This is a genomic window from Enterobacter cloacae complex sp. 309I3 (genome assembly GCF_050031595.1).
Lineage (GTDB): Bacteria > Pseudomonadota > Gammaproteobacteria > Enterobacterales > Enterobacteriaceae > Enterobacter > Enterobacter cloacae.
The window spans coordinates 3,649,525-3,670,662 of record NZ_JBLGWI010000001.1 but is presented as its reverse complement, the minus strand read 5'-3'; the positions used below and the strand labels follow the sequence as shown (position 1 = coordinate 3,670,662).

General features: G+C 56.4%; 17 protein-coding genes. 12 read left to right on the top strand and 5 right to left on the bottom strand.

Features of this window, described 5'->3' with window-relative positions:
* Positions 1-6: 6 nt before the first annotated feature.
* Genes ACQG22_RS17455 through tadA form a run of 3 tightly spaced genes read left to right on the top strand, consistent with a single transcriptional unit; the run spans position 7 to position 2,571 of the window.
* Entirely contained in the window at positions 7-1,368 is a 1,362-nt protein-coding gene (locus tag ACQG22_RS17455; RefSeq protein WP_020690049.1) for a PTS transporter subunit EIIC, read from the top strand.
* Between the two features lie 3 nt (positions 1,369-1,371).
* Positions 1,372-2,007: a phosphatidylglycerophosphatase C gene (gene yfhb / locus ACQG22_RS17450; RefSeq protein ID WP_248725819.1), complete on the top strand. Its 636-nt coding sequence runs from the start codon at positions 1,372-1,374 to the stop codon at positions 2,005-2,007.
* Between the two features lie 24 nt (positions 2,008-2,031).
* Positions 2,032-2,571 carry a tRNA adenosine(34) deaminase TadA gene (tadA, locus tag ACQG22_RS17445; protein ID WP_038420406.1) on the top strand — a complete coding sequence of 180 codons (540 nt, stop codon included), beginning with the start codon at positions 2,032-2,034 and terminating at the stop codon, positions 2,569-2,571.
* Here the strand turns inward: tadA and mltF are convergent.
* Complete coding sequence (mltF, locus tag ACQG22_RS17440) at positions 2,459-4,009, bottom strand: membrane-bound lytic murein transglycosylase MltF (protein WP_013098308.1); 1,551 nt, start codon at positions 4,007-4,009, stop codon at positions 2,459-2,461. The genes tadA and mltF overlap by 113 nt on opposite strands.
* A gap of 267 nt (positions 4,010-4,276) precedes the next feature.
* Here mltF and purL point away from each other — a divergent pair, with 267 nt between their 5' ends.
* The 5 genes from purL to glnB all read left to right on the top strand — a co-directional run bounded on the left by purL (position 4,277) and on the right by glnB (position 12,603).
* Positions 4,277-8,164: a phosphoribosylformylglycinamidine synthase gene (gene purL, locus ACQG22_RS17435; RefSeq protein WP_369706697.1), complete on the top strand. Its 3,888-nt coding sequence runs from the start codon at positions 4,277-4,279 to the stop codon at positions 8,162-8,164.
* Between the two features lie 529 nt (positions 8,165-8,693).
* Positions 8,694-10,121: a two component system sensor histidine kinase QseE/GlrK gene (gene qseE, locus ACQG22_RS17430; RefSeq protein ID WP_176472731.1), complete on the top strand. Its 1,428-nt coding sequence runs from the start codon at positions 8,694-8,696 to the stop codon at positions 10,119-10,121.
* A 1-nt stretch (position 10,122) separates the two neighbouring features.
* Positions 10,123-10,860: a two-component system QseEF-associated lipoprotein QseG gene (gene qseG, locus ACQG22_RS17425; protein WP_013098305.1), complete on the top strand. Its 738-nt coding sequence runs from the start codon at positions 10,123-10,125 to the stop codon at positions 10,858-10,860.
* Entirely contained in the window at positions 10,847-12,184 is a 1,338-nt protein-coding gene (gene glrR, locus ACQG22_RS17420; protein ID WP_013098304.1) for a two-component system response regulator GlrR, read from the top strand. Before qseG ends, glrR begins: the two co-directional genes overlap by 14 nt.
* Positions 12,185-12,264: 80 nt before the next feature.
* Entirely contained in the window at positions 12,265-12,603 is a 339-nt protein-coding gene (gene glnB, locus ACQG22_RS17415) for a nitrogen regulatory protein P-II (RefSeq protein WP_003860685.1), read from the top strand.
* A gap of 81 nt (positions 12,604-12,684) precedes the next feature.
* Here glnB and hmpA read toward each other — a convergent pair whose 3' ends face one another.
* Positions 12,685-13,875 (bottom strand): NO-inducible flavohemoprotein, encoded by a 1,191-nt coding sequence (hmpA, locus tag ACQG22_RS17410; protein WP_058682278.1) that lies wholly within the window; start codon positions 13,873-13,875, stop codon positions 12,685-12,687.
* Between the two features lie 303 nt (positions 13,876-14,178).
* On the opposite strand from hmpA, the gene glyA reads away from it, so the two are divergent.
* Positions 14,179-15,432: a serine hydroxymethyltransferase gene (gene glyA / locus ACQG22_RS17405; protein WP_013098302.1), complete on the top strand. Its 1,254-nt coding sequence runs from the start codon at positions 14,179-14,181 to the stop codon at positions 15,430-15,432.
* Positions 15,433-15,486: 54 nt separating this feature from the next.
* Here the strand turns inward: glyA and ACQG22_RS17400 are convergent, their stop codons facing one another.
* On the bottom strand, positions 15,487-15,909 hold the full coding sequence (locus ACQG22_RS17400) for a DoxX family protein (RefSeq protein WP_013098301.1): 423 nt from the start codon (positions 15,907-15,909) through the stop codon (positions 15,487-15,489).
* Between the two features lie 172 nt (positions 15,910-16,081).
* On the opposite strand from ACQG22_RS17400, the gene ACQG22_RS17395 reads away from it, so the two are divergent.
* The gene (locus ACQG22_RS17395) at positions 16,082-17,221 is read left to right on the top strand and encodes a 3-phenylpropionate MFS transporter (RefSeq protein ID WP_348593339.1); all 1,140 of its coding nucleotides are present in this window, start codon (positions 16,082-16,084) and stop codon (positions 17,219-17,221) included.
* On the opposite strand, the gene csiE is transcribed toward ACQG22_RS17395, so the two are convergent.
* A complete protein-coding gene (gene csiE / locus ACQG22_RS17390; RefSeq protein WP_038420396.1) occupies positions 17,222-18,499 on the bottom strand; it encodes a stationary phase inducible protein CsiE in 1,278 nt (425 codons plus the stop codon).
* Between the two features lie 125 nt (positions 18,500-18,624).
* Here csiE and ACQG22_RS17385 point away from each other — a divergent pair, with 125 nt between their 5' ends.
* Together ACQG22_RS17385 and ACQG22_RS17380 are read left to right on the top strand one after the other, a co-directional pair.
* A complete protein-coding gene (locus ACQG22_RS17385; protein ID WP_013098298.1) occupies positions 18,625-19,263 on the top strand; it encodes a DUF1007 family protein in 639 nt (212 codons plus the stop codon).
* Positions 19,254-20,234, top strand: coding sequence for a nickel/cobalt transporter (locus ACQG22_RS17380; protein WP_369706698.1), 981 nt, complete (start codon positions 19,254-19,256; stop codon positions 20,232-20,234). The genes ACQG22_RS17385 and ACQG22_RS17380 overlap by 10 nt, the downstream gene beginning before the upstream one ends.
* Before the next feature lie 61 nt (positions 20,235-20,295).
* Here ACQG22_RS17380 and suhB read toward each other — a convergent pair whose 3' ends face one another.
* On the bottom strand, positions 20,296-21,099 hold the full coding sequence (gene suhB / locus ACQG22_RS17375; protein WP_013098296.1) for an inositol-1-monophosphatase: 804 nt from the start codon (positions 21,097-21,099) through the stop codon (positions 20,296-20,298).
* Between the last annotated feature and the right edge of the window lie 39 nt (positions 21,100-21,138).

The window sequence follows — 21,138 nt, the reverse complement described above, 5'->3', positions numbered from 1 at the left end:
GCGTGTATGGAAAAAACAGCAGCGCTCGCCAGCCATATTTTGCAGGGGATCGGCGGAGAGAAGAACATTCAGCGTCTGGAAAACTGCATGACGCGTGTGCGCGTCGAGGTGCATGACGACGACCAGCTTGATATCGCGCACCTTAAGCAGCTTCCTGGCGTCAGCGGATACGTAAAGCAGGGGCAGCAGCATCAGCTGATCGTCGGGCCGGGAAAAGCGGCGCAGGTCGTTGATGCCATGCGCGCATTGATGGGCGGAGGGGCGGCCGTGCCGGTTGACGATGCCGAGCGCACCAAAGCGCAGGCGAAGGCCAAATACAAAGCCCCCATGAGCGATGCGCTGCGACAGCTGGCAAACGTCTTTATTCCACTTATTCCGGCGTTTATTGCCTCCGGGTTGATCACCGGGATCATCAATATCCTCAAGCGTCCGGATATTGTCGGCGATTTTGCCACGCACTATCCGAACCTGCTCGGCATTCTGGGGATCTTTGGTAGCGCTGTCTTCGCCATCATGAACATTCTGGTTGGGGTTAACACCGCCAAAGTGTTTGGCGGCTCAATGGCGATGGGCGGGGTGATGGCCGGTATTCTCTCCAGCCCGCAGCTTGCGCAGATAACCCTGTTTGGCGAGGCTCTCCAGCCCGGGCGCGGCGGGGTGATTGCGGTGCTGCTGGTGGTCATCCTGATGTGCTGGATTGAGAAAAAGCTGCGCGCCGCTCTGCCCGGTTCCATTGAGCTGATCCTCAATCCGCTGCTGACCACGCTTATCACCGGCTGTGTGGCGATTGTGGCCCTGCAGCCGCTGGGCGGCTGGATCTCTGAGGTGATTGCCCACGGCGCTTCTCTGGCTATCGATCGCGGCGGGTTATTAGTAGGTGCTGTGCTGTCAGGGACCTTCCTGCCGCTGGTGCTGACCGGCCTGCATCAGGGGCTGGTGCCGATCCACGTGGAGCTGGTGCAGGCTCATGGTTATAACGCGCTGCTGCCCATTCTGTCGATGGCGGGGGTAGGTCAGGTTGGTGCGGCGATTGCCGTGCTGATGAAAACCCGTAACGCGCGCCTGAAAAAAGTGATTAAAGGGGCGCTACCGGTCGGATTGCTGGGCATTGGCGAGCCGCTGATTTTCGGTGTCACGCTGCCGCTCGGTAAGCCTTTCCTCGCGGCCTGTCTGGGCGGGGCGGTGGGCGGGGCGCTTATCAGCTACTGGAAAGTTGCCACTGTTATCACCTTTGGACTCTCCGGTTTACCGCTAGCGCTCACCATCGTGACCGGAAAAGTCATGCTCTATCTGTTAGGCTATCTGGTAGCGGTGATCGCCGGGTTCCTGTTTACCTGGCTGGCGGGATTCAACGACCCAGAGGAGTAAGGTTTGGCTAATCACGAGCGTCGTGTTGTCTTTTTCGACCTGGATGGAACGCTGCATCAGCAGGATATGTTCGGTACGTTTATGCGCTACCTGCTGCGGCGTCAGCCCCTGAACGCACTGCTCGTCTTACCTTTGTTACCCGTGATTGGCCTTGCGCTGCTGGTGAAAGGCCGGGCAGCGCGCTGGCCAATGAGCCTGCTGCTCTGGGGCTGTACCTTTGGCCACAGTGAAACCAGGCTCAAACAGCTTGAGCAAGACTTTGCGCACTGGTTTCGCGATCATGTGACGGCGTTTCCGGTTGTGCAGGCACGGCTGACCAGCTACCTCGATGCGAACGACGCCGATATCTGGTTGATTACCGGCTCGCCGCAGTCGCTGGTAGAGCAGGTCTATTTTGATACGCCGTGGTTGCCGAGAGTGAATCTGATCGCCACGCAGATCTCTCGTGGTTACGGCGGGTGGGTGTTGAGCATGCGCTGTCTGGGGCATGAAAAGGTGGCCCAGCTGGAGATGCGCATTGGCACGCCGCTGCGCCTGTACAGCGGTTACAGTGACAGTAAGCAGGACAACCCGCTGCTCTATTTTTGCCAGCACCGCTGGCGCGTCACGCCTGCGGGTGAACTTCAGCAACTCGAATAGTTTTATCCATAGCGGGTGTGTATAATGCCGCCCGCTTTTCGACTGGAGTATCAACCGTTGTCCAACCCTGAATTCTCACACGAATACTGGATGCGCCATGCGCTCACCCTTGCCCGGCGCGCCTGGGACGAGGGAGAAGTGCCCGTGGGTGCGGTGCTTGTCCATAACAACCAGGTGATTGGAGAAGGGTGGAACCGCCCGATTGGTCGCCACGATCCTACCGCTCACGCAGAAATCATGGCGCTTCGTCAGGGTGGGCTGGTACTGCAAAACTACCGTCTGCTCGATACCACGCTGTACGTCACGCTTGAGCCATGCGTCATGTGTTCCGGTGCGATGGTGCACAGCCGTATCGGTACGCTGGTCTTTGGCGCGCGGGATGAAAAAACCGGTGCTGCGGGCTCGCTGATGGACGTGCTTGGACACCCGGGAATGAACCATCAGGTGAAGACTATCGGTGGGGTGCTTGCACCAGAGTGTTCGGGGCTATTAAGTGATTTCTTTCGAATGCGCCGTCAGCAGAAAAAGCAACAAAAGGCAGAATTGAAGTCGTCGGGCGATTAATTTCGTCCGGTGCCACAACCGGATAGCTTTGCGCCAGCTGTTTCGCCTCTGTCGCCTCTTTTTCCTTCTCCAGCAGATACCCCACCAGGCTAATCTGATATTTACGAATATTTTCCACGTAGGCATAAGCCTCATGCCCGCGCGCATAGCCGTAGGTGAGCTTGTTGTACCACGGCTTCTGGCTCAGGAGCGGCAGACGCTGTTTTACGTCAGACCAGCTGTCGGGGTTGCCTTTTGTTTTTGCCGTCAGGGCCCGGGCGTCGAGCATGTGGGCATAGCCCATGTTGTAGGCGGCCAGCGCGAACCAGATACGCTCCTCTTCCGGCACTGTCTCGGGCACTTTGGCCATCATATCCTGCAGGTAGCGCGCGCCGCCGCTGATGCTCTGTTCCGCATCGGTACGGTCGGTCAGCCCGAGGCTCTGCGCGGTATTTTTAGTCAGCATCATCAGGCCGCGCACGCCGGTGGGGGAGGTGGCCTGGGTGTCCCAGTGGGACTCCTGATACGAGATAGCCGCCAGCAGTTTCCAGTCAATCTCCTGCGCATATTTTTCGAACAGAGGCTGCAGGTCAGGCAGGACGCTGTCTACCGCGCGCAGGAAGCTGCGGGTGTCAACGTAGTCAAAGTCATCACCATGGCCGAGGTACTTCTCTTCCAGGCGTGCCAGGGTGCCGTCTTCATTAATGGTGTTATAAAAATCGAGCATGGCCGCAGAGAGGGTCTGATCGTCATCAAGATGGGTAAACCAGGTCACGGGCTGTTCGTCCGTCACGTCCAGCGCCACGGCGATTTCAGGATGCACCCGCTGGAACAGGCTGATCGCCACGGAGTCGGCGATGGTGTAAGGCAATTTCTGATCTTTGACCTGGTCCAGCAGCTCCGTCGTGCCGAGTTTAGGGTCGACGGTCCAGCTCAGGTCAGGGTATTTCTTCTCCTTCAGCTCACGCAGATCGTCAATCACCACATGGCCAGGGGCAATCGTCAGCTGTTGAGCGTTGATCGAGGCCAGCGTACGCGGGCGCAGGCTACCGACGCGATAGACCAGCTGCTGTGAAACGGAGTAATAGGTCGGGCCCGGCTGGTAATTCTTGCTGCGCTCGCTGTTGTACACCAGCCCGGCGGCGAGGATATCGGCATCGTTGTTATCCAGGTCATCAAACAGCTGGCTGATGTTCTGGCGCACGGTGATTTTGAGCTTCACGCCAAGGTAATCGGCAAACTGCTGAGCCAGCTCATAATCCAGACCGATGGTTTTGCCGTTGATGTCGCTGTAAATCAGCGGAGAGTTAAGCGTACTGACACGCAGCTCCCCCCGCTCCTGAATGGCGGCGATACGGTTTTCGGCTTTGCCGAACCAGGGGATGGAAGGCCAGAGGGCCACTGCCAACAGCAACGTTACAATGCCGATGAGCAGATAATTAATCTTTAATTTTTTCAATTAGTTAATTCTCTGCGACGCCGGTTGCCTTAGTATGCTGTAGCCATGTTAAAAATAAGGTTTGCCATTGATTGAGCGGCATTTTGCGTAAAGTTACGCCACTTGGCAACAAATTAGAGAGAGAGGTCACATCTATTGTTAAACGATGCCGTCGATTTTATTTCGACGCAAACGGTTTCGTCGACGCTCAGGATTCTCTATAATGACGCCCGTTTTCCCCCCTTGCGCACACTGTAAGCGCCCCGGCGCTTCGAAGACGAGAGACTTATGATGGAAATTCTGCGTGGTTCGCCTGCACTGTCTGCCTTCCGTATTAACAAACTGCTGGCACGTTTTCAGGCAGCCGACCTTCCGGTAAGCAATATTTACGCTGAGTATGTCCATTTTGCTGACCTGAATGCCCCCCTGAATGCAGAGGAGCGCGTACAGCTGGAACGCCTGCTCAAGTATGGCCCAAGTCTGAGCAGCCATACCCCAACCGGTAAACTGATCCTTGCGACGCCTCGTCCAGGCACCATCTCCCCCTGGTCTTCCAAAGCGACTGACATCGCTCACAACTGTGGTCTGAACCAGATTAACCGTCTGGAACGCGGCGTGGCGTATTACGTTGAAGCCTCCACCCTGAGCGACGCCCAGTGGCAGGCGGTGGCCGCAGAGCTGCATGACCGCATGATGGAGAGCGTATTTGCTTCTCTGGATGATGCGCAGAAACTTTTCTCCCACCATCAGCCTGCGCCAGTACAGAGCGTGGATTTGCTGGGGCAGGGCCGTCAGGCGCTGATTGACGCTAACCTGCGTCTCGGCCTGGCACTGGCAGAAGACGAGATTGACTACCTGCAGGATGCGTTTGTTAAGCTGAACCGCAACCCGAACGACATCGAACTCTATATGTTCGCGCAGGCTAACTCTGAGCACTGCCGCCACAAGATTTTCAATGCCGACTGGATTATTGACGGTGAACAGCAGCCGAAGTCGCTGTTCAAAATGATCAAAAACACCATGGAGAAAACCCCTGATCACGTGCTGTCTGCCTATAAAGACAACGCCGCGGTGATGGAAGGTTCCGAGGTGGGCCGCTTCTTCGCCGATCGCGAAGCGGGGCGCTATGACTTCCATCAGGAGCCAGCGCATATCCTGATGAAGGTGGAAACTCACAACCACCCGACGGCGATCTCTCCGTGGCCGGGGGCGGCGACCGGTTCCGGCGGTGAAATCCGTGACGAAGGGGCGACGGGCCGTGGTGCGAAACCAAAAGCGGGCCTGGTCGGTTTCTCTGTTTCCAACCTGCGTATCCCGGGCTTTGAACAGCCGTGGGAAGAAGATTTCGGCAAGCCAGAGCGCATCGTGACCGCGCTGGACATCATGACCGAAGGTCCACTGGGCGGCGCGGCATTCAACAACGAATTTGGTCGTCCGGCACTGAACGGTTACTTCCGTACCTATGAAGAGAAAGTGGACAGCCACAACGGCGAAGAGCTGCGCGGCTACCACAAACCGATCATGCTGGCGGGCGGGATCGGTAACATTCGCGCCGATCACGTGCAGAAAGGTGAGATCGTCGTCGGTGCGAAGCTGATCGTCCTCGGTGGACCGGCGATGAACATCGGTCTGGGCGGTGGTGCGGCCTCTTCAATGACATCCGGTCAGTCTGACGCCGATCTCGACTTTGCCTCCGTTCAGCGTGACAACCCGGAAATGGAGCGTCGTTGCCAGGAAGTGATCGACCGCTGCTGGCAACTGGGTGATGCAAACCCAATCCTCTTTATTCACGACGTTGGCGCGGGCGGCCTGTCCAACGCCATGCCGGAGCTGGTGAGCGACGGTGGTCGCGGTGGCCGTTTCAACCTGCGCGACATTCTGAGCGATGAGCCGGGCATGAGCCCGCTGGAGATCTGGTGTAACGAATCTCAGGAGCGTTATGTGCTGGCCGTCGCAGCCGATCAACTGCCGCTGTTTGACGAGCTGTGCCGCCGCGAGCGCGCGCCGTACGCGGTAATTGGTGAAGCGACCGAAGAGAAACACCTGACCCTGAGCGATACCCATTTCGACAACCAGCCAATCGATCTGCCGCTGGACGTGCTGCTCGGCAAAACGCCGAAGATGACCCGCGACGTGCAGACCCGCAAAGCGGCGGGCAACGCGCTGGATCGTCAGGGCATTACCGTAGCAGACGCGGTGAATCGCGTGCTGCACCTGCCTGCAGTGGCGGAGAAAACCTTCCTGGTCACCATCGGCGACCGTACCGTGACCGGTATGGTCTCGCGCGATCAGATGGTGGGGCCATGGCAGATCCCGGTGGCGAACTGCGCCGTGACCACCGCGAGCCTCGACAGCTACTACGGTGAAGCGATGGCGCTGGGCGAACGTACCCCGGTAGCGCTGCTGGACTTCGCGGCCTCTGCTCGTCTGGCCGTCGGTGAAGCACTGACCAACATCGCCGCGACCCGGATTGGCGATATCAAACGTATCAAACTGTCCGCGAACTGGATGGCCGCTGCCGGTCACCCGGGCGAAGACGCGGGCCTGTATGAAGCTGTGAAAGCGGTGGGTGAAGAGCTCTGTCCTGCGCTCGGCCTGACCATTCCAGTGGGTAAAGACTCCATGTCGATGAAAACCCGTTGGCAGGAAGGCAACGAGCAGCGCGAAATGACTTCGCCGCTGTCGCTGATCATCTCCGCGTTTGCCCGTGTGGAAGACGTGCGCCATACCGTGACCCCACAGCTCTCGACCGAAGACAACGCCCTGCTGCTGATTGACCTGGGTAAAGGTCACAACGCGCTGGGTGCCACCGCGCTGGCACAGGTTTACCGTCAGCTGGGTGATAAACCGGCGGACGTGCGTGATGTGGCCCAGTTAAAAGGCTTCTACGACGCCATTCAGGCACTGGTGGCGCAGCGTAAACTGCTGGCCTACCACGACCGTTCCGACGGCGGCCTGCTGGTGACCCTGGCGGAGATGGCCTTCACCGGACATTGCGGTGTTGAAGCGAACATCGCGACGCTTGGAGAAGATCGTCTGGCGGCACTGTTTAACGAAGAACTCGGCGCGGTGATTCAGGTGCGCGCGGCCGATCGTGACGCGGTTGAAGCCCTGCTGGCTCAGCACGGCCTGGCAGACTGCGTACACTACCTGGGTAAAGCCGTTCAGGGTGACCGTTTCGTCATTGAAGCGGATGGCCATGCGGTGTTCAGCGAAAGCCGCACCACGCTGCGTATGTGGTGGGCGGAAACCACCTGGCAGATGCAGCGCCTGCGTGATAACCCGGACTGTGCCGATCAGGAACACAACGCCAAGGCCAACGACAACGATCCTGGCCTGAACGTGAAGCTCTCCTTCGACATCAACGAAGACATCGCTGCACCGTACATTGCGACCGGCGCGCGTCCGAAAGTCGCCGTGCTGCGTGAGCAGGGCGTCAACTCCCACGTTGAGATGGCCGCGGCCTTCCACCGTGCGGGCTTTGATGCCATCGACGTTCATATGAGTGACCTGCTGGCAGGTCGCACCGGTCTGGAAGATTTCCATGCGCTGGTGGCGTGCGGCGGTTTCTCCTACGGTGACGTGCTGGGTGCCGGTGAAGGCTGGGCGAAGTCCATTCTCTTCAACAGCCGCGTGCGCGATGAGTTCGAAAGCTTCTTCCATCGTCCGCAAACCCTGGCGCTTGGCGTGTGTAACGGCTGCCAGATGATGTCTAACCTGCGCGAGCTGATCCCGGGCAGTGAAGCGTGGCCACGCTTTGTGCGTAACCAGTCCGACCGCTTTGAAGCACGTTTCAGCCTGGTCGAAGTGACTCAAAGCCCGTCTCTGCTGCTGCAGGGAATGGTAGGGTCGCAGATGCCAATCGCCGTTTCTCACGGAGAAGGTCAGGTAGAAGTGCGTGATGCTGCCCATCTGGCTCAGCTTGAGAGCAAAGGACTGGTGGCGCTGCGCTTTGTCGATAACTTCGGCAAGGTGACGGAAACCTATCCGGCTAACCCGAACGGCTCGGTGAACGGGATCACGGCGGTCACCAGCGAAAGCGGCCGTGCGACCATCATGATGCCACACCCTGAGCGCGTGTTCCGCACCGTGAGCAACTCCTGGCACCCGGAAAACTGGGGCGAGGACAGCCCGTGGATGCGTATCTTCCGCAACGCACGTAAACAGCTGGGTTAATCGGTATTGCCCTTTAAAGCCCGGTACGCGAAAGCGCTACCGGGCTTTTTTATGTGTGTCGCAATTTCGCGACAGACCCGTCATGCCACTGTCTCCAAAAGGAGACATTTAACTCATTGATTTATATATTGCAGGGGCGGTTCCCGTTAAGGTGTTGCTGATTAGCGACACTTAGCCTGGAAATCATTCAGCGAGCAATTAACGGTGGAAACCCATAAATTATATAAATATCAATGTGATAATATATTTATTTGCATTCTGGCACATCTATTGCATAATATTAATCAGTGGCTCATTCACCTTCTTATGTCAGCCCCTTCGGGACGTGCTACATAAACTTCGAATGACGCACAAAAAGGTGCCTGCCGTCCAACTACTGATCATAGCGTTGCTTTATCAGGACAGGGCGAAACGTCGAGTTAGGCACCGCCTCATTCCATGACAAAGCCGGGTTTTTACCCGGCTTTGTTGTATCTGAAGGGCAGACTCAGTTACGCTCTCCTCAAACCCATTCAAAGAGAGTAATGCGTTGAAACGCTGGCCCGTTTTCCCCCGTTCCCTGCGTCAACTCGTAATGATGGCCTTTTTGCTGATCCTGCTGCCTTTACTGATTCTGGCCTGGCAGGCGTGGCAAAGCCTGAACGCGCTCAGTGCCCAGGCGGCACTGACTAACCGCACGACGCTCATTGACGCCAGACGCAGTGAAGCGATGACCAACGCCGCGCTGGAGATGGAGCGTAGCTATCGTCAGTATTGCGTGCTTGACGATCGCACGCTGGAAAAGGTCTACCAGAATCAGCGTAAACGCTATAGCGAGATGCTGGATGCGCATGCCGGCGTGTTGCCGGACGATAAGCTCTACCAGGCATTACGTCAGGATTTGAACGATCTGGCCCAGCTGCAGTGTAAGAACAGTGGCCCTGATGCCGCCGCAGCCGCGCGCCTTGAAGCCTTTGCCAATGCCAATGCTGAGATGGTGCAGTCTACCCGTGCGGTGATTTTCTCTCGCGGCCAGCAGCTACAGCAGGAGATTGCCGAACGCGGTCAGTTCTTTGGCTGGCAGGCGCTGGTGCTGTTCCTGGTCAGCCTCGCGCTGGTGTTACTTTTTACCCGAATGATCATCGGCCCGGTGAAGGGCATCCAGCGGATGATCAATCGTCTGGGAGAGGGGAAATCACTGGGCGATACGGTGGTCTTTAAAGGCCCGCGCGAGTTGCGTTCCGTGGGGCAGCGGATTATCTGGCTTTCGGAGCGCCTGTCGTGGCTGGAATCCCAGCGTCATCAGTTTTTACGTCATATTTCCCACGAGCTTAAAACGCCGCTGGCCAGCATGCGCGAAGGCACGGAATTGCTGGCAGACGAAGTGGCGGGGCCGCTGACGGTGGAGCAGAAAGAGATTGTTGAGATCCTCGACGCCAGCAGCCGCAATCTGCAGAAATTAATTGAGCAACTGCTCGATTACAACCGCAAGCTGGCGGATGGGGCGGTCGTCCTCGAAAATGTCGAGATTGAGCCGCTGGTGGATATGGTGATCTCTGCCCACAGCTTGCCTGCAAGAGCTAAAATGATGCATACCGGGGTGACGCTGAATGAGCCAACCTGCCTGGCTGAACCGATGTTATTGATGAGCGTTCTGGATAATCTTTATTCCAATGCGGTGCACTATGGTACTGAATCCGGTAACATTTATATCCGAAGCTATACGAATGGTTCACGGGTCTTTATTGATGTCGCCAACACCGGCACCCCGATCCCCGATGACGAAAGAGAGATGATATTTGAACCCTTCTTCCAGGGAAGTCATCAGCGAAAAGGTGCGGTTAAAGGAAGCGGTCTGGGGTTAAGTATCGCCCGGGACTGTATACGACGCATGCAGGGGGAGCTAAACATTGTCACGGATGAACGTTCCGATGTTTGCTTCCGTATCGAACTGCCCCTGAGCCGGAAAAACCAATAAAATGAAGCTATGTCTGGTGAGTATGTCACACGTCTTTTTCCGCGCCATACGCGCGGTGTTTTCCCGTAAAACGTTGCGCCTGAGCCTGCCTTGTTTATTGCTGGCGGGGTGTGTTTCCCATGTGCCAAAAAGTGCCATTAGCGATAAACAGGAAGATAAATGGCCAGAGAATCAGCTGGCAGATTTTCTCTCAACCCGCTGCGACGACATCTGGAACCTGTCGGGGCATGACGTCGAAACCAATCCTCTGTTCTGGCTACGCGGAATAGACTGCGCGCAGCGTCTGGCTCCGGTTGAAGCCCGCTCAAAAGCGGCGATGCTGGACGACGATACCTGGCAGGACGCCTTCAAGCGCGGAATATTGCTTGGGGATGCCAAAATTACCCCTGTCGAACGACGCACGAACGTCACGCGGCTCGACACCTTTGTCGCAACGCTTCCCGCTCAGGTACGCCCGATTTACCAGCTCTGGCGCGATGGGCAGACATTACAACTTCAGCTGTCTGAAGAGCGCTCCCGTTACAGCAAGCTGCAACAGTCAACCGACAGCGAGCTGGATACCCTGCGTCAACAGCAACAACATTTGCGTACGCAACTGGATACCACGACCCGTAAGCTGGAGAACCTGACCGATATCGAAAGACAGCTCTCGTCGCGTAAATACCAGCCTGGGAGTTCATCTGCTGCACCGGACAGCGATACACCGAAACAAGAGGATGTGAAGCATGACGAGCCGTAAACCTGCCCATCTCCTGCTGGTGGATGACGATCCCGGTTTGCTCAAGTTGTTGGGAATGCGTCTGGTCAGTGAAGGCTACAGCGTCGTGACGGCTGAAAGCGGGCTGGAGGGGCTCAAAATTCTCGCCCGGGAGAAAATTGACCTGGTGATAAGCGACCTGCGGATGGATGAAATGGATGGCCTGCAGTTGTTCGCAGAGATCCAGAAGCAGCAGCCGGGCATGCCGGTGATTATCCTGACGGCGCACGGCTCGATCCCGGATGCTGTCGCGGCGACACAGCAGGGGGTTTTCAGCTTCCTGACCAAGCCGGTGGACAAAGACGCGCTGTATAAGGCCATCGACAGTGCGCTGGAACATGCTGCCCCGTCGAGCGATGAGGCGTGGCGGGAGCCGATTGTCACGCGTAGCCCCATCATGCTGCGTCTGCTGGAACAGGCCCGGATGGTGGCGCAGTCTGACGTCAGCGTCCTGATTAACGGGCAGAGCGGCACCGGGAAAGAGATCCTGGCGCAGGCCATCCATAATGCCAGCCCGCGCAGCAAAAACGCCTTTATTGCCATTAACTGCGGCGCACTGCCGGAACAACTGCTCGAATCTGAACTCTTCGGCCACGCCCGCGGTGCGTTCACCGGTGCAGTCAGCAGCCGGGAAGGCTTATTCCAGGCGGCAGAAGGCGGTACGCTTTTCCTGGACGAGATTGGCGACATGCCTGCGCCGCTGCAGGTCAAATTACTGCGCGTGCTGCAGGAGCGAAAAGTGCGCCCGTTGGGCAGCAACCGCGATATCGACATTAACGTGCGCATCATCTCCGCCACGCACCGTGATTTACCAAAGGTAATGGCGCGCAATGAGTTTCGTGAAGATCTTTACTACCGCCTGAACGTCGTGAACCTGAAAATTCCGGCGCTGGCCGAACGTGCGGAAGATATCCCTTTGCTGGCGAATCACCTGCTGCGCCAGTCTGCGGATCGCCACAAACCGTTTGTGCGGGCGTTTTCCACCGATGCGATGAAGCGGCTGATGGCCGCAAGCTGGCCGGGAAACGTGCGTCAGCTGGTCAACGTGATAGAGCAGTGCGTGGCGCTGACGTCGTCACCTGTCATCAGTGACGCGCTGGTGGAGCAGGCGCTGGAAGGCGAGAACACGGCACTGCCGACGTTTGCCGAAGCGCGTAACCAGTTCGAGCTAAACTATCTGCGTAAGCTGTTGCAGATCACCAAAGGTAACGTGACCCACGCGGCACGCATGGCCGGACGCAACCGCACCGAGTTCTATAAGCTGCTGTCACGCCATGAGCTGGAAGCCAACGATTTTAAAGAGTAGTACCGCAAACTTCGAATGAATATGATACTGTGAGCAATCGATTACGACGCAGCTTACAGGCAAGAGTTTAAGGACCCACCATGAAAAAGATTGATGCGATTATTAAACCTTTCAAACTGGATGATGTACGTGAAGCACTGGCGGAAGTGGGCATCACCGGTATGACCGTGACCGAAGTGAAAGGTTTTGGTCGTCAGAAGGGCCACACCGAGCTTTACCGTGGTGCAGAGTACATGGTGGACTTTCTGCCGAAAGTGAAAATTGAAATCGTGGTAAGCGACGATATTGTCGATACCTGTGTGGATACCATTATCCGTACGGCGCAAACGGGTAAAATTGGCGACGGTAAAATCTTCGTCTTTGACGTGGCGCGCGTCATCCGTATCCGTACCGGCGAAGAAGACGACGCCGCGATTTAACATTGCCAGCGGTTTTGCAGACCGGGTCAGGCGCAGCCGCCATCCGGCAAAAAAAGCCCCTCGTTCGAGGGGCTTTTTGTATTACAGCACTTTATGTGGACCAAAACATTCGTAATGGATGTTGTCTTTATTGACGCCCAGCTCAACCAGCTGCTTCGCGGCATACTGCATAAACGCCACCGGACCGCAGACGTAGAACTGCATCTCCGGCGCGCTGAACGCACCTTCATGCTGGCGTAAATCCATCAACCCTTCGCTGTCAAAGCGGGCCGCTGTACGATCGGCATCCGTTGGCAGACGATACCAGGTGTGCGCGGTGAAACGCGGCAGGATAGCACCCAGCGTTTTCACCTCATCAGCAAAGGCGTGCACATCCCCGTTTTCAGCGGCGTGGAACCAGTTAACCTGCGCGCTGTGGCTGGATTTCGCCAGCGTGTCCAGCATCGCCAGCATTGGCGTTTGACCCACACCCGCAGAGATCAGCGTCACCGGGGTATTTGCCTCAACGGTCATAAAGAAATCGCCCGCCGGCGCAGCCAGATGAACCACGTCGCCCACGCTGGCTTCGTTATGCAGCCAGCTGGAAACCTGACCGCCGTCCTCGCGTTTCACCGCAATACGGTAGCCTTTGCCGTTTGGCTTACGGGTGAGGGAGTACTGGCGGATCTCCTGATGCGGGAAACCTTCAGGCTTCAGCCAGACGCCGAGATACTGCCCCGGCTGATAATCGGCAACGGGTTGACCATCCACCGGCTCGAACTCAAAACTGGTAATCAGCGCGCTACGCGGCGTTTTCTCAACAATGCGGAAGGCGCGGGTCCCTTCCCAGCCACCGTTCTTGCTGGCGTTTTCGCTGTAGATCTGCGCTTCTCGGTTGATAAAGACGTTTGCCAGCACGCCGTAAGCTTTGCCCCAGGCGTCCAGTACCTCCTGGCCCGGGCTGAACATCTCGTCCAGCGTCGCCAGCAGGTGACCGCCCACAATGTTGTACTGCTCGGGTTTGATCTGGAAGCTGGTATGCTTCTGCGCGATTTTCTCCACCGCAGGCAGCAGGGCTGGCAGATTTTCAATGTTGCTGGCGTAGGCCGCGATGGCATTGAAAAGCGCTTCCCGCTGATCGCCGTTACGCTGGTTACTCATGTTGAAAATCTCTTTCAACTCCGGGTTGTGCGCGAACATGCGGTCGTAGAAATGAGCGGTGAGCTTAGGGCCTGTCTCCACCAGCAGGGGAATGGTGGCTTTAACGGTAGCGATGGTTTGAGCGTCGAGCATGAGCGCGTCCTTCTGATGTGAACTTAATGATGTATTTTAAATGCATCTTATAAAAATAACCCTGCGATGTAAATGGTTCTTTGCAAGATGAAATATATGCATCACAAACCTGAAAAGAAATCCGTTGAAAATGACGAGGGCTTTATTCCTCAAACCCTTGCGTGGCGTGAAGGAAAACGTTTGCGTAAAATCGTTTGTCAAGACCTGTTATCACAGAACTATTCAGTTATACTGTTGCCCGTCGTCCAACAGGACTGCCTTTTCAGGCCAAATTTTACTTGTTAGCTGAGTCAGGAGATGCGGATGTTAAAGCGTGAAATGAACATTGCCGATTATGATGCCGAACTGTGGCAGGCTATGGAGCAGGAAAAAGTACGTCAGGAAGAGCACATCGAACTGATCGCCTCCGAGAACTACACCAGCCCGCGCGTCATGCAGGCGCAGGGTTCTCAGCTGACCAACAAATATGCTGAAGGTTACCCGGGCAAGCGCTACTACGGCGGTTGCGAGTACGTTGATATCGTTGAGCAACTGGCGATTGACCGTGCGAAAGAACTCTTTGGCGCTGACTACGCTAACGTCCAGCCGCACTCCGGCTCTCAGGCAAACTTCGCGGTCTACACCGCGCTGCTGCAGCCGGGCGATACCGTTCTGGGTATGAACCTGGCGCAGGGCGGTCACCTGACTCACGGCTCCCCGGTAAACTTCTCTGGCAAACTGTACAACATCATCCCTTATGGTATTGATGAGTCAGGCAAAATTGACTACGAAGACATGGCGAAGCAGGCTAAAGAGCACAAGCCGAAGATGATCATCGGTGGTTTCTCTGCTTACTCCGGTATCGTTGACTGGGCAAAAATGCGTGAAATCGCAGACAGCATCGGCGCTTACCTGTTCGTTGATATGGCGCACGTTGCCGGTCTTATCGCCGCAGGCGTTTACCCGAACCCGGTTCCTCATGCTCACGTTGTGACCACCACCACGCACAAAACCCTGGCGGGTCCACGCGGTGGCCTGATCCTGGCGAAAGGCGGCGATGAAGAGCTGTACAAAAAACTGAACTCCGCTGTGTTCCCAAGCGCACAGGGCGGCCCGCTGATGCACGTGATCGCGGCAAAAGCTGTCGCGCTGAAAGAAGCGATGGAGCCAGAGTTCAAAGTCTACCAGCAGCAGGTTGCCAAAAACGCCAAAGCGATGGTGGAAGTGTTCCTGAACCGTGGTTACAAAGTGGTGTCCGGCGGTACTGAAAACCACCTGTTCCTGCTGGATCTGGTTGATAAGAACCTGACCGGTAAAGAAGCTGACGCCGCCCTGGGCCGCGCCAACATCACCGTGAACAAAAACAGCGTACCAAACGATCCGAAGAGTCCGTTCGTGACCTCCGGTATCCGTATCGGTTCTCCGGCTGTTACTCGCCGCGGTTTCAAAGAAGCGGAAGTGAAAGAGCTGGCTGGCTGGATGTGTGACGTTCTGGACAATATCAATGACGAAGCGGTTATTGAGCGCGTAAAAGCGAAAGTTCTGGATATCTGCGCACGCTTCCCGGTATACGCATAATTCTTCTGCTTAGCAGAAATAAAAAAGGCCGCATTTGCGGCCTTTTTTTATGTCTTAACGTCGGTCGAGGGATATTGCTCCCGGTCCCACAATCGCCAGCAGGATAAATGCGCCCGCAATACTGACGTTCTTGTAGAAATTAATCATATTCGGCACAACCGCATCCCCGGTCATGTCCCAGTAATGGTGACCAATAACTGCCGTGCCCAGCGTGTAGAACACAAACAGTACGGCGAGAGGTCGGGTGAAAAAGCCCAGCACGATCAGGATGGCGGCAGGGACTTCCATCACCACGGCGATAATGGCCGCCAGCATGGGCATTGGCGCGCCAAGCGACGTCATATATTGTACGGTGCCGTTAAACCCCGTCAGTTTTGGATAGCCGAAGATAATAAAGAGTACGACAAGCGCGATACGGGCAATCAACAACAACAGGTGGCGTGACTGACCGAAATCGAAATAGCGAAGTGAGTTCATGGCAGAAAACCTCTGCAAGTGGAGTAATTTAAACGTAATACACATTTTCGTTCCCTGCCATAAGCCAGACGATTGCACTGAATGTTAATTTTTCGTTAATTTATAGCAGGCTATCTACTTGCTTAATTTTTATATTCTCGCCAGACTATGGCCTCCATTTCGGGAGGGATTCATGGTCTTGCATTCCACGCGCTGGCTGGCGCTTAGCTATTTCACCTATTTCTTTAGTTACGGTATTTTTCTGCCTTTCTGGAGCGTCTGGCTCAAGGGAATTGGCCTTACTCCGGAAACCATCGGTGTCCTGCTGGGGGCGGGGCTGGTGGCGCGTTTCCTTGGCAGCCTGCTGATTGCACCGCGCGTCAGCGATCCCTCCTTACTCATCAAAGCGGTGCGTATTCTTGCCCTGTTAACGCTGGTCTTTATGGCCTGCTTCTGGGTCAGCCATCAGTTTGCCTGGCTGATGGTGGTAATGGTCGGCTTTAACCTGTTCTTCTCCCCGCTGGTTCCCCTGACGGACGCTCTGGCAAACACCTGGCAAAAGCAGATCACCATGGACTACGGTCGCGTGCGCCTGTGGGGCTCCATTGCGTTTGTGATTGGCTCTGCGCTGGTGGGGAAACTGGTCAGCCTTTACGATTACCACGCCATTCTGGCCCTGCTAAGCATCGGTATCGCCTCGATGTTGCTGGGCATGCTGCTGCGACCGTCAGTCATGCCGCAAGGCGAAAGTCGCCATCAGGAAAGCGCAGGCTGGCCCGCCTGGCGAAGCCTGGTGGCGCAAAGCTGGCGTTTTCTGGCCTGCGTCTGCCTGCTTCAGGGGGCGCACGCGGCGTATTACGGCTTCAGCGCCATTTACTGGCAGGGCGCCGGTTACTCTGCCTCTGCCGTGGGCTACCTGTGGTCGCTTGGCGTAGTGGCCGAAGTGATTATCTTTGCGCTCAGCAAGAAACTGTTCCGCCGCTTCGGCGCGCGCGACCTGCTGCTGCTCTCCGCCGTGTGTGGCGTGGCGCGGTGGGGCATTATGGGCTGGACGACCGAACTGCCCTGGCTGATCGTGGCGCAAATTCTGCACTGCGGCACCTTTACCGTCTGCCATCTGGCGGCCATGCGCTATATCGCCGCGCGTGAAGGCGGGGATGTGATTCGCTTGCAGGCGGTCTATTCTGCGGTGGCGATGGGCGGCAGCATTGCCGTGATGACGGTCTTTGCGGGCTTCCTGTATCAACATCTGGGACACGGCGTATTCTGGGTAATGGCACTGGTTGCGCTACCGGCGATGTTTATTCGCCCGAAAGTGGCCGCGCGCGCCTGACTACGATTCCAGCATAGCGCGAATATGTTCTTGCTGCTGTGCGTTCAGCGATTCCACGGCGTGGATCAGCGGCGGCGAGAACAGGGGCAGGGCGGTGGGGTAAGGAGTAATAACCAGCGCCGCTTCGCGCGGAGCCCCCTCTTTCTGAAAAGCCTGCAGCGTCAGATAACGAATATTGAGCGGCAGCAGCGTTAGTTCGCGTAGCTGCTGTTCAATCACCTCTTCACAGGATTTGTCCTCTCCGGTTAATAACACCACCTGTTTTTCGTGCAGATCGGTCTCCTGCATCAGCCAGGCACCAAAAATCACCGCCACCAGACTCATCTCTTCATCAGAAAAACGCAGGCCAAACTCCACCTCCAGCTCAAACAACGCCTCCTTGGTGGTGCGTAACAGACGGGGGTAAAGGCGATGGATCTCTTCTGGCAGGCTGTTGTCGATGCCGATCTCAAACAGCGACCGGTCCAGCGCCTGTGCCAGATGAACGTAGAGCTGATCGGTCAGCCCTTGTTCATCGCTGAAGTTCATTCCTGTCTGGGCGCGAAAACGGGCAATCATCCGCACGATGGCCCGGCGCAGACGCTGATCCTGCTGATGTTTATCGAGCACTGGATCGGGCGTGCGCAGCATCATAAACAGCAGCGCGAGGAACAGTTGTTCGTCGCTGTGGGTGCCCTGCGGCACGCGGCGTTTCCAGTGACGCACAATTTCCTGCGCCGTAAAGTATTCCCCTCGCGACTGTGTCCAGTTGCGCTGAACGGGGGAAAACTGCGGCGTATTGCCCAGGTGATGCTGGATCAGACAATACTGCAAGAAGAGCTGTAAAAATTGCACGTCACGGCAGTCAAAGGGGCGCTGTAGCTTTCGCGAACAGAAGCTGATCAACGCCCGCAGATTCGTATCGTCATAAAGCGGACGCGCGATGCCCTGCTGTTTAAGCGCGGTTTTAAGCGCCGGGGTAAACTGTTGCGAAACAAAATGTGGGCACAGGCGGAGCGCCCTGCGCAGCCAGTGCAGCAGACATAAACGCTGATTCAGGACCGTGCCTTCAATCCGGTAGCTGCCGTCATGGTGCGTGACAATGTCCAGCCGGTGATAGCGCTGGATTTCATCGCGCGTCTCGGCTATATCTTGCCGTGCCATGGCGTCGTCCACGCCGTTGGTTGCGATTATGCTCTGTGCGGTGACGGCAGCATCGGGCAGGTAAAGCATCAAAAGCACCTGGCAGCGGCGCTGCGAACTGGAAAGCACAGATGGAATTTCAAGCGTTGTCATCATCTGTTGGGTATCCAGTGTGAATGTCTGGTAAGAATAGCTAAAGGATCGACGCTGAAAAGCGTACCGGCAGCCCTTTCACTCAGGATTGCTGGCGAACATCACAGAATTTTTGACGTGAGGAATTGATGCAAACAGTTAAACACAGCGCGATGGCGTTATTTTTGGCGGTTATCACTTTCACCGCCGGCGCGCATCCTCACAGTTTTATCAGTCTCAAAACCGAGCTGGTGACTGACGGAACCCAGTTGAGCGGCCTGAAAATGCGCTGGACGATGGATGAAATCACCTCGGCCGATCTCCTGTATGACGCGGGAAATGCAAAGCCAGGCGATGAGATCTGGAAAAAGCTGGCGGCGGAGGTCATGGCCAACGTGCTGGGACAGCACTACTTCACCGAGTTCTGGCATAACGGACAAAAGGTGAAGTTTATGAATCGCCCGACGGAGTACGGCATGTCGCGCGACGGTCATCAGGCGGTGCTGACGTTTGTTCTCCCGCTGGCGCATCCTCAGCCGCTGTCAGGACAGACGTATACCTTTTCCACCTTCGACCCCACCTATTACGTCGATATGAGCTATGCGAAGGAGAGTGACGTGACGCTACCGACTACCCTGCAAAAATCCTGCAAACTCGCTGTTCATACGCCAAAACCCAGCGAAGAGACGCTCAACTTCGCCGTCTCTCTGGATAAAGAGGATGCCCCTCCTGAAGATATGGAACTGGGTAAACAGTTTGCACAGCAGGTGACGTTACAATGTCAGTGATCGCCTCTTCCGCCCGCAAACCACGTCGCTGGCTTCATCTCTGGCCGCTGGCGCTCTTTTTATTGCTGGCCGTGTGCGGCGCGCTGTGGTTATGGCAGGCCTGGCCGCAGGTTATGATGAAAAGCATTCTCTGGCAGCGTGACGTTAACCAGCAGATGAGTGGGTTACTCAAGGCGGTGGCGGATAACCCGACAAAAGCAGGTGGTTCCCTGCTGGCATTCAGTTTTGTCTACGGGGTGCTGCATGCGCTGGGGCCGGGGCATGGCAAGATTGTGATCGCTACCTGGCTTGCCACGCATCCCTCGAAGCTGAAATCGAGCATCGGTCTGACGCTGGCCTCTTCGCTGCTGCAGGGCGGCGTCGCTATCGGGCTGGTAGTGGTCGTCCTCTCGCTGTTACAGCTTCCCGCTCGTCAGCTGCACCTGAGCAGTTTCTGGCTGGAGAAGGGAAGTTATGCGCTGGTGGGCGTGCTGGGGGTGATCCTCTGCTGGCGGGCGCTGAAAAAATTGCGCGTCCTGCTGCAAAAGCCAACCTTCAAATCCTTTACGCCACATCATGTTCATGGTGCCCACTGCGGCTGCGGACATCAGCATCTGCCTACGCAGGCGCAGTTGCAGAGCGGCGACGACTGGCGTGCGCGGGTGATGATTATCCTTTCAATGGGGATGCGACCATGTTCAGGCGCGATCATGGTGCTGCTGTTCAGCAAAGTGATTGGCGTATTCGGCTGGGGCATGCTCTCTGCGCTGGCTATGGCGGCAGGAACGTCCCTGACCATTTCGTCACTGGCATTACTGGTTCACAGCTTCCGTCAACTGGCGGTAAAACTCAGCGGCAATAAGACGCCGGTGCTGTGGCGACAGGTAGGCTGGACGACGCTCGCGCTGGCGGGCGGGGTGATTCTGCTGGTAGCGGCGGTGACGATGTGGATGAGTGCGGTGCCGGTGGGAAGGGGATTGCGGCCGTTTTAGTAGGGTGCGGTCTGATGTCCTCACCCTGACCCTCTCCCACAGGGAGAGGGAATTACCGGGATTAACGCTTCAGCGCATCGCTCAGTTCATCACGCATGTTTGCCAGCATGGCTTTAACAACGCGTGGGTTACCTGCAACGATGTTGCCGGTAGACATATAGTTATGGCCGCCGGTGAAATCGCATACCAGTGCGCCTGCTTCACGCGCGATCAGCTCGCCCGCAGCAAAGTCCCACGGCTTCAGCGCCAGTTCGAAGTAACCGTCAACGCGGCCGGTCGCCACGTAGGCCAGATCCAACGCGGCAGAGCCGGTGCGACGGAAGTCCGCGCATTCGGTGAACAGTTTGCCGAGGATATTCATGTAGGTGGTTGCGTGCTGTTTCGCCTTGAACGGGAAACCGGTCGCCAGAATGGTGCCGTCCAGATCGCGTGCATTGCTGCAGCGCAGACGGTAACCGTTCAGCTGCGCGCCCTGACCGCGGGTAGCGGTGAACAGTTCGTTACGCATTGGATCATAAACAACGGCGACTTCAGTACGGCCTTTAATGCGTACTGCAATAGACACAGAGAAGTGTGGCAGGCGTTTAACGAAGTTGGTGGTGCCATCCAGTGGATCGATAACCCATTGAACATCCTGATCGGTACCTTCATGTTCACCGCTTTCTTCGGTGATGATGGTGTGCTGTGGGTAAGATTTGCGGATCGTTTCGATAATAATCGCTTCTGCGGCTTTATCGACGTTAGTCACGAAATCATTGCTGCCTTTCTGGCTGGTTTCTACGGAGTCTGGCGTTTCGTAGTGTTTGGCAATTACATTACCCGCCTTGCGCGCTGCGCGCACGGCGATGGTCAGCATCGGATGCATCGGTCTCTCTCACTGGATGTTAAAGAACAGGAAAATCGG

Coding starts and splice junctions, on each gene's coding strand:
- ACQG22_RS17455 (WP_020690049.1), top strand. CDS start 7: ATGGAAAAAACAGCAGCGCTCGCCAGCCATATTTTGCAGGGGATCGGC.
- tadA (WP_038420406.1), top strand. CDS start 2,032: ATGCCGCCCGCTTTTCGACTGGAGTATCAACCGTTGTCCAACCCTGAA.
- purL (WP_369706697.1), top strand. CDS start 4,277: ATGATGGAAATTCTGCGTGGTTCGCCTGCACTGTCTGCCTTCCGTATT.
- qseG (WP_013098305.1), top strand. CDS start 10,123: ATGAAGCTATGTCTGGTGAGTATGTCACACGTCTTTTTCCGCGCCATA.
- glrR (WP_013098304.1), top strand. CDS start 10,847: ATGACGAGCCGTAAACCTGCCCATCTCCTGCTGGTGGATGACGATCCC.
- glnB (WP_003860685.1), top strand. CDS start 12,265: ATGAAAAAGATTGATGCGATTATTAAACCTTTCAAACTGGATGATGTA.
- hmpA (WP_058682278.1), bottom strand. CDS start 13,875: ATGCTCGACGCTCAAACCATCGCTACCGTTAAAGCCACCATTCCCCTG.
- glyA (WP_013098302.1), top strand. CDS start 14,179: ATGTTAAAGCGTGAAATGAACATTGCCGATTATGATGCCGAACTGTGG.
- ACQG22_RS17400 (WP_013098301.1), bottom strand. CDS start 15,909: ATGAACTCACTTCGCTATTTCGATTTCGGTCAGTCACGCCACCTGTTG.
- ACQG22_RS17395 (WP_348593339.1), top strand. CDS start 16,082: ATGGTCTTGCATTCCACGCGCTGGCTGGCGCTTAGCTATTTCACCTAT.
- csiE (WP_038420396.1), bottom strand. CDS start 18,499: ATGATGACAACGCTTGAAATTCCATCTGTGCTTTCCAGTTCGCAGCGC.
- ACQG22_RS17385 (WP_013098298.1), top strand. CDS start 18,625: ATGCAAACAGTTAAACACAGCGCGATGGCGTTATTTTTGGCGGTTATC.
- ACQG22_RS17380 (WP_369706698.1), top strand. CDS start 19,254: ATGTCAGTGATCGCCTCTTCCGCCCGCAAACCACGTCGCTGGCTTCAT.
- suhB (WP_013098296.1), bottom strand. CDS start 21,099: ATGCATCCGATGCTGACCATCGCCGTGCGCGCAGCGCGCAAGGCGGGT.